General features: G+C 57.4%; 9 protein-coding genes. 2 read left to right on the top strand and 7 right to left on the bottom strand.

Going from position 1 to position 5,852, the window contains the following annotated elements:
- Window positions 1-327: 327 nt before the first annotated feature.
- The 5 genes from lipA to ACIQ0R_RS10775 all read right to left on the bottom strand — a co-directional run bounded on the left by lipA (window position 328) and on the right by ACIQ0R_RS10775 (window position 3,113).
- Window positions 328-1,338: a lipoyl synthase gene (gene lipA / locus ACIQ0R_RS10795; RefSeq protein WP_395827115.1), complete on the bottom strand. Its 1,011-nt coding sequence runs from the start codon at window positions 1,336-1,338 to the stop codon at window positions 328-330.
- An 81-nt stretch (window positions 1,339-1,419) separates the two neighbouring features.
- Window positions 1,420-2,073: a lipoyl(octanoyl) transferase LipB gene (lipB, locus tag ACIQ0R_RS10790; RefSeq protein WP_395827111.1), complete on the bottom strand. Its 654-nt coding sequence runs from the start codon at window positions 2,071-2,073 to the stop codon at window positions 1,420-1,422.
- A 73-nt stretch (window positions 2,074-2,146) separates the two neighbouring features.
- Window positions 2,147-2,458, bottom strand: a complete 312-nt coding sequence (locus ACIQ0R_RS10785) for a glutathione S-transferase family protein (protein WP_395827108.1) — start codon at window positions 2,456-2,458, stop codon at window positions 2,147-2,149.
- 18 nt (window positions 2,459-2,476) lie between these two features.
- Window positions 2,477-2,788 carry a glutathione S-transferase N-terminal domain-containing protein gene (locus tag ACIQ0R_RS10780; RefSeq protein WP_395827105.1) on the bottom strand — a complete coding sequence of 104 codons (312 nt, stop codon included), beginning with the start codon at window positions 2,786-2,788 and terminating at the stop codon, window positions 2,477-2,479.
- A gap of 4 nt (window positions 2,789-2,792) precedes the next feature.
- A complete protein-coding gene (locus ACIQ0R_RS10775; RefSeq protein WP_395827102.1) occupies window positions 2,793-3,113 on the bottom strand; it encodes a DUF2917 domain-containing protein in 321 nt (106 codons plus the stop codon).
- 155 nt (window positions 3,114-3,268) lie between these two features.
- Here ACIQ0R_RS10775 and gcvA point away from each other — a divergent pair, with 155 nt between their 5' ends.
- On the top strand, window positions 3,269-4,195 hold the full coding sequence (gene gcvA, locus ACIQ0R_RS10770; RefSeq protein WP_395827099.1) for a transcriptional regulator GcvA: 927 nt from the start codon (window positions 3,269-3,271) through the stop codon (window positions 4,193-4,195).
- A gap of 47 nt (window positions 4,196-4,242) precedes the next feature.
- On the opposite strand, the gene ACIQ0R_RS10765 is transcribed toward gcvA, so the two are convergent.
- Both ACIQ0R_RS10765 and ACIQ0R_RS10760 read right to left on the bottom strand, forming a co-directional pair.
- On the bottom strand, window positions 4,243-4,530 hold the full coding sequence (locus ACIQ0R_RS10765; RefSeq protein ID WP_395827096.1) for a DUF493 family protein: 288 nt from the start codon (window positions 4,528-4,530) through the stop codon (window positions 4,243-4,245).
- Window positions 4,531-4,699: 169 nt separating this feature from the next.
- The gene (locus ACIQ0R_RS10760; RefSeq protein ID WP_395827093.1) at window positions 4,700-5,548 is read right to left on the bottom strand and encodes a D-amino acid aminotransferase; all 849 of its coding nucleotides are present in this window, start codon (window positions 5,546-5,548) and stop codon (window positions 4,700-4,702) included.
- Window positions 5,549-5,688: 140 nt separating this feature from the next.
- Here ACIQ0R_RS10760 and ACIQ0R_RS10755 point away from each other — a divergent pair.
- The coding region (locus ACIQ0R_RS10755) for a transposase (protein ID WP_395827117.1) at window positions 5,689-5,852 on the top strand (164 nt) is incomplete at its 3' end.

The following is a 5,852-nucleotide window of genomic DNA, read 5'->3' as shown; positions in this document are numbered from 1 at the left end:
CTATCGTTCACCCTGCCAGTATTTAGATGACTGGCTCACTGAGCAACATCAGGAAAAACAGGCGGCATAAAAGCCACCTGTTGGAAGACGAAAAATCGAGGGAAGCTCAGTTGACGACGAACGAACCGGTTCGGAAAGGCCAGATCCCCGAACCAGTCAATTCGCCATGGATGACCATCTTTCGGCAAGGCGCCGATTGTCAGTGAGTCAGTTTCCGCCATCCGATAACCAGCCCCCCTTGCTGGCTTAAGACAACCGGTATTGTTATTTTTGCTTAAAAAATCTCACCTATTTATAGAAAATCTCATCTACTTAGATAAATTCTCATTAACTTATATCATTCACAACCATCCCGGCATCATGCGCCTGCTGATCTGCGTGGTACGAACTGCGCACCATCGCGCCTACGGCGGCGTGGGCGAAGCCCATTTTGTAGGCTTCTTCTTCGTACATCTTGAAGACGTCGGGATGGACGTAACGCCGCACCGGCAGGTGATTCCCGCTTGGCATCAGGTATTGGCCGATGGTCAGCATGTCGACGTCGTGGGCGCGCATGTCGCGCATGACTTGCAGCACTTCTTCGTCGGTTTCGCCGAGGCCGACCATGATGCCGGATTTGGTCGGCGTGTTCGGGTGCAGCGCCTTGAAGCGTTTTAGAAGATTCAGCGAATATTCGTAGTCTGAACCTGGGCGCGCTTCCTTGTAGAGGCGCGGTGCGGTTTCCAGATTGTGGTTCATCACATCGGGCGGCGCCAGGTTGAGGATTTCCAGCGCGCGGTCCATGCGGCCGCGGAAGTCGGGTACCAGGATTTCGATGCGGGTGCTGGGCGACAGCGCGCGCACGTGGCGGATACATTCGGCAAAGTGGCCGGCGCCGCCGTCGCGCAGGTCGTCGCGGTCAACGCTGGTGATGACGACATAACTGAGCTTCAGCGCGGCGATGGTCTTGGCCAGGTTTTCCGGCTCATTGACGTCGAGCGGATCGGGACGGCCGTGGCCGACATCGCAGAACGGGCAGCGGCGGGTGCACTTATCGCCCATGATCATGAAGGTGGCGGTGCCTTTACCGAAGCATTCGCCGATGTTCGGGCAACTCGCTTCTTCACATACTGTCACCAGATTATTGGCGCGCAGGATGTCCTTGATTTCGTAGAAGCGCGACGAGGGCGATGCCGCTTTGACGCGAATCCAGTCCTGCTTTTGCAGGCGCTCAATCGGGATGATCTTGATTGGAATGCGCGAGGTCTTGCTGGCGCCCTTCTGTTTTTCGGACGGATTGTAGCCGGTAGCAGCAACGCCAGTTTCGGTTGGCAGCGACGAGGTGGTTTCGGTTGTCATGAAGGCATTTCCTTGCTGTGGCTTAATTGCGCCCGGGCGCACTTAGTTAATCCGGTTAATCCAACAAATTTATTCAGTTATTCAGTTAAAGCGGTCCAGCAACTTGTGAGCAAGCGCCAACTGCACTTCCGCGACAGCAGCGTCAACGCCCAGGGTTTTCATGTCGACGGTTGCCAGACCCTCATAGCCGCATGGATTGATCCACGAAAACGGCGTCAGATCCATCGCCACATTGAGCGATACACCGTGATAGGTGCAGCCGCTGGCCCGTACTTTCAGGCCGAGGGCGGCGATTTTCGCGCCTTGCCAGGCGCCGTCGGCGACGTAAATTCCGGGCGCGCCGGGCTTGCGTTCACCGGCCAGATTATACGCTGCCAACGTGTCAATGACTGCCTGCTCGACGCCTTGCACAAATTCGCGCACGAATAAACGTGCGGCCGGACGCTGACGGCGCAGGTCGATCAGCAAATAAATCACTACCTGGCCGGGACCGTGATAGGTCACCTCGCCGCCACGATCGGTCTGGATGACGGGAATGTCGTGCGGCGCCAGCACGTGGCTGCGGTCTGCGCCCAGGCCCAGCGTAAATACCGGCGGGTGCTCGACGAGCCATAACTGATCGGGTGTGTCGGCGCTGCGCGCATCGGTAAAGGCGCGCAGCGCGTCAAAACTGGCCTGATACGATTCGAGGCCGCGTTGAATAATCTGGGGGCGTTGCCGGAGATCGGGGGACATGAGTTGCTGCGCGCTTGACATACCCGCAAGTGTACCGAAAATCAGCGCTCAAGGTGCGAAACCGGGTACTTGGTCAGGCGGTAAGCGGAGCCAGCAAAACCTCTGGCGATTGCCATGCTGGCAATTTACTGATGCGCTTGAGCCAAGCGGTGACATGCGGCGGCAGCGTGACTTTGGCGTCGTCGGCCCAAAACAGATAGCCGCACAGAGAAAAATCGGCGATGGTTGGCTGCTCGTCCAGAATAAAGCTGCGGCCGTCGGACAATTCCGTCTCCAGCCGGGCGATGTCGAGATCGAAGCGCTGTTGCAGCCACGCTACCGCGCCGGCCGGGACTTCGTCTGGGGCGGCAAAGCTGCGCGCATAACGCAACTGCGGCAGGCACATGCCTAGCCGGTTAGCCTCTCAGAACAGCCATTCGCGCACGCGCGCCATGCGTGACGGCGATTCGGCAGCAAACCGGCCGCTGTGCTCGGCCAGATGGCAGAGAATCGCATCCGATTGCACATACGGCCGACCATCATGCACCAGCAACGGCACTTCACCGAAGCGCGACAAGCTGCGGAAAGGTTCCGGCCGCAGGTGGCGCGGCTGGTCGATATCGATGACGTGATAGGTGTGGGCAATGGCGCCGACCGCCAGCATCAGGGCGATCTTGTAGACGTGCCCTGAACTGACGTGGCCGTAGAAGACGATCCCATCTTGCATATTCGCCATCGAATCAGCAGGTCACTGCTGCGCCACGATGCGTTGTCGCAGCAGGTTTGCTGAAACCGGCGCGGGCGCTGGCCGATGGCAGGCGGGTCGACAGTTGCTGGACTTGCACCAGGCTGCTGCCTTTGACGGCTTCGATGACGATGTGGCTGGCGGCGCTTACGTTCAGAAATTGGCCAGCGGACAGCCAATAATCGTCGCCTTGCCCGGCTATCGTCACCCACACGCGACCTTGCATGATTTGCAGTGTTTGCGCCACCGGGGCGATCACCGACATGGCCTGGCCGGCGCCGATAGTTAGTGATTCGTTAGCTAATAATTTTCTCATGATGTCCCTCCTTGGGACTGCTGGTATATTGATGGCTATCTCTCTCAAGCCCTTGAAATAGTAATTTTCTGTCTCTATGAGGCCATTTTAAGCAGTCAATGAGCATTAACAAAACGAGTAATTTTCTCTCCTCTTGATAGTTTTTCTCATATAAGATGGCCGACCTCCGCAAACTCCCGAATCTCTCAGCGCTACGCGCCTTTGAAGCGGCAGCGCGCAGCGACAGCTTTTCGCGCGCGGCTGAAGAAATCTTCGTGACGCCGGGTGCGATCAGCCATCAGATCCGGGCGCTGGAGCAGGAATTGGGGGTGACCTTGTTTATTCGCAACGGCAAACGCATCGCCATCACTGAACAGGGCCAGCGCTTTGCCGCTACGGTCCGCAAATCATTGAATGAAATCGCGCTGGCGGCTGAAACCCTGCAATTCGATGCCAAGCAGAAGCGCCTCACGGTCTCGGCGCTGCCGTCGTTTGCGGCGCGCTGGCTGGCACCGCGCTTATGGAAATTCATCGATCTGCATCCAGACACCGAGGTGGTGCTGCAATCGAGCCTGCATCTTAACGACCTCGAGCGCGAGCCGATTGATGTCGGCTTGCGCTTCGGGCGGGGTCATTATCCGGGCCTGATCGTGGAAAAACTGATGGATGATTTTTACTATCCGGTCGCCAGCCCCACCTATCGAGGAGGCGATCTGCCAAGCTCGCCGGGTGAACTGCAGCAATGCAGTTTGTTGCGCATGGACACCGATGCGTCATGGCAACCGTGGTTCGACGCCGCCGGGATTGACCTGACGGAGCCGAGCGGCGGCTTGCTGATCGAGGATGCATCGATGCTCTTGCGTTCGGCCTCGGATGGCTTGGGCATTGCGCTGACGCGGCATGCGATTGCACTGCAGGAAATCGCTTCGGGGCAACTGGTGCGCCTGTTCGATGTGGTGGCGCGCTGCCCGCTATCCTATTATTTTGCCTGCACCAAAGAAGCGATGAACAAGCCGCAGGTGCAGGCCTTTCATCGCTGGCTGATGGAGGAAGTCCGGAATTTCAAGGCGCAGAAAGACTGGCCGGGCGAACCCGAGCCATGACCTGTAGCGTGACTGTGAATGTAACTGTGGCCGTCAACCGACAGAACTTACAGCACCATCTTGACCATCGGATGGGATGACAACGCGCGATACAGATTATCCAACTGCTCACGGTTGACGGCGTTGACGTTGGCCGTCAGGCCCGTGTAGTTGCCTTTGGAGGAGGGCCGCACTTCCAGTTTGTCGATATGAAAAGTGGGATCGTGCCGCACCACGACGCCGGTGATGGTCTCAGCGAACGCATCATGCGTCGGCCCCATGATCTTGATGGGGAACACGCTGGGATATTCAATTAGGCTGTCTGCCGGATCGATGGGCTTGGTCAGGTCGGTCATGATCCTTTACTCTTCAGTGATGTTGCAGGCTGGTAGTTTACTCCCCTAACGGGATTCTGCAAGAACGACTTATGAACATACAAACAGGGTGGAAAGCATCACTGCCCCACCCTGCTACATTGCTGCCTCGCCCGCCAGGCCTGCCGCGCTGCGCGATGATTGTCTGCGGTCAGGCTGCCTTGGCTTGCTGATAGGCTTCGTATAACTGCGTGTAGATGGGGCCGGGCTGGCCGTTTCCAATCGTCTTGCCATCGATCGAGACCACCGGCAGCACTTCCTTGGTGGCCGACGACAGCAACACTTCATCGGCGCTGAATACCTCTTCGCGAGCAATCCGGCGCGCTTCGAAAGGAATGCCGCCGGCGGCGCACAATTCCTCGATCAGTCGGTAGCGGATGCCTTCCAGGATCAAATTATCCTTGGGCGGCGCCATCAGTTTGCTGTTCTTGACGATCCAGACATTCGACGACGAAGCCTCGGTCAGCCAGCCATCGCGGAACTGGATCGCCTCCACCACGCCGTGCTCGGCCGCGTTCTGCGCCGCCAGCACGTTGCCGAGCAGCGAGATCGACTTGATTTCGCAATGCAGCCAGCGCCGGTCTTCCATCGACACGCACGGCACGCCGCTGGCGCGCAGCACCGCACCTGGCAGCACCAGCGGATTGGTCATGATGAATACGGTCGGCGTCAGCACTTCTTTCGGAAACGCGTGAGCGCGCTTGGCAACGCCGCGCGTGACGTGGATGTAGACCATCTGATCGTCCGCCGGATGAGCATCGATGACGCCCTGAATCAGTTGCATCCACTGCCCCTTGTCATGCGGATTTGGAATACTGATTTTCGCCAGACTGCGAAACAGACGCGCCAGATGATGCTCGGCGCGAAATAATTTGCGTGCATAGATAGGTATCACCTCATACACGCCGTCGCCGAAAATGAAGCCGCGGTCAAGGACGGGGATACGCGCTTCGGACAGCGGGGTCATGCTGCCATTCAAATAAACCAGCGGGTCTTGCATGATCGCATTCCTGAAAAAGTAGAGAGATTAATTCTGGCACAACGATGACCCGCCTGGTATGCAAAAAAAGTACTATAGTGGACCCGGAAATCCGGACAATAGTTTAAGGAGTATCCTGTACTGAACAACGAAGGCAGGATATGAACGAATTAAAACGAAACAGTTTCAGCGGGCAACAAAAAGCGAAGGTGGCACTGGATGCGGTACGAGGTCTCAAGACAATCAACGAGATCGCCCAGGAGCACAATGTCCACCCGACCCAAGTGCGGCAATGGAAGAAAGAATTGGTTGAACAGGCTGCGGT

Source organism: Collimonas sp., from assembly GCF_044339385.1.
Taxonomy (GTDB): Bacteria; Pseudomonadota; Gammaproteobacteria; order Burkholderiales; family Burkholderiaceae_D; genus Collimonas.
This window is presented reverse-complemented; position numbering and strand designations above follow the sequence as displayed.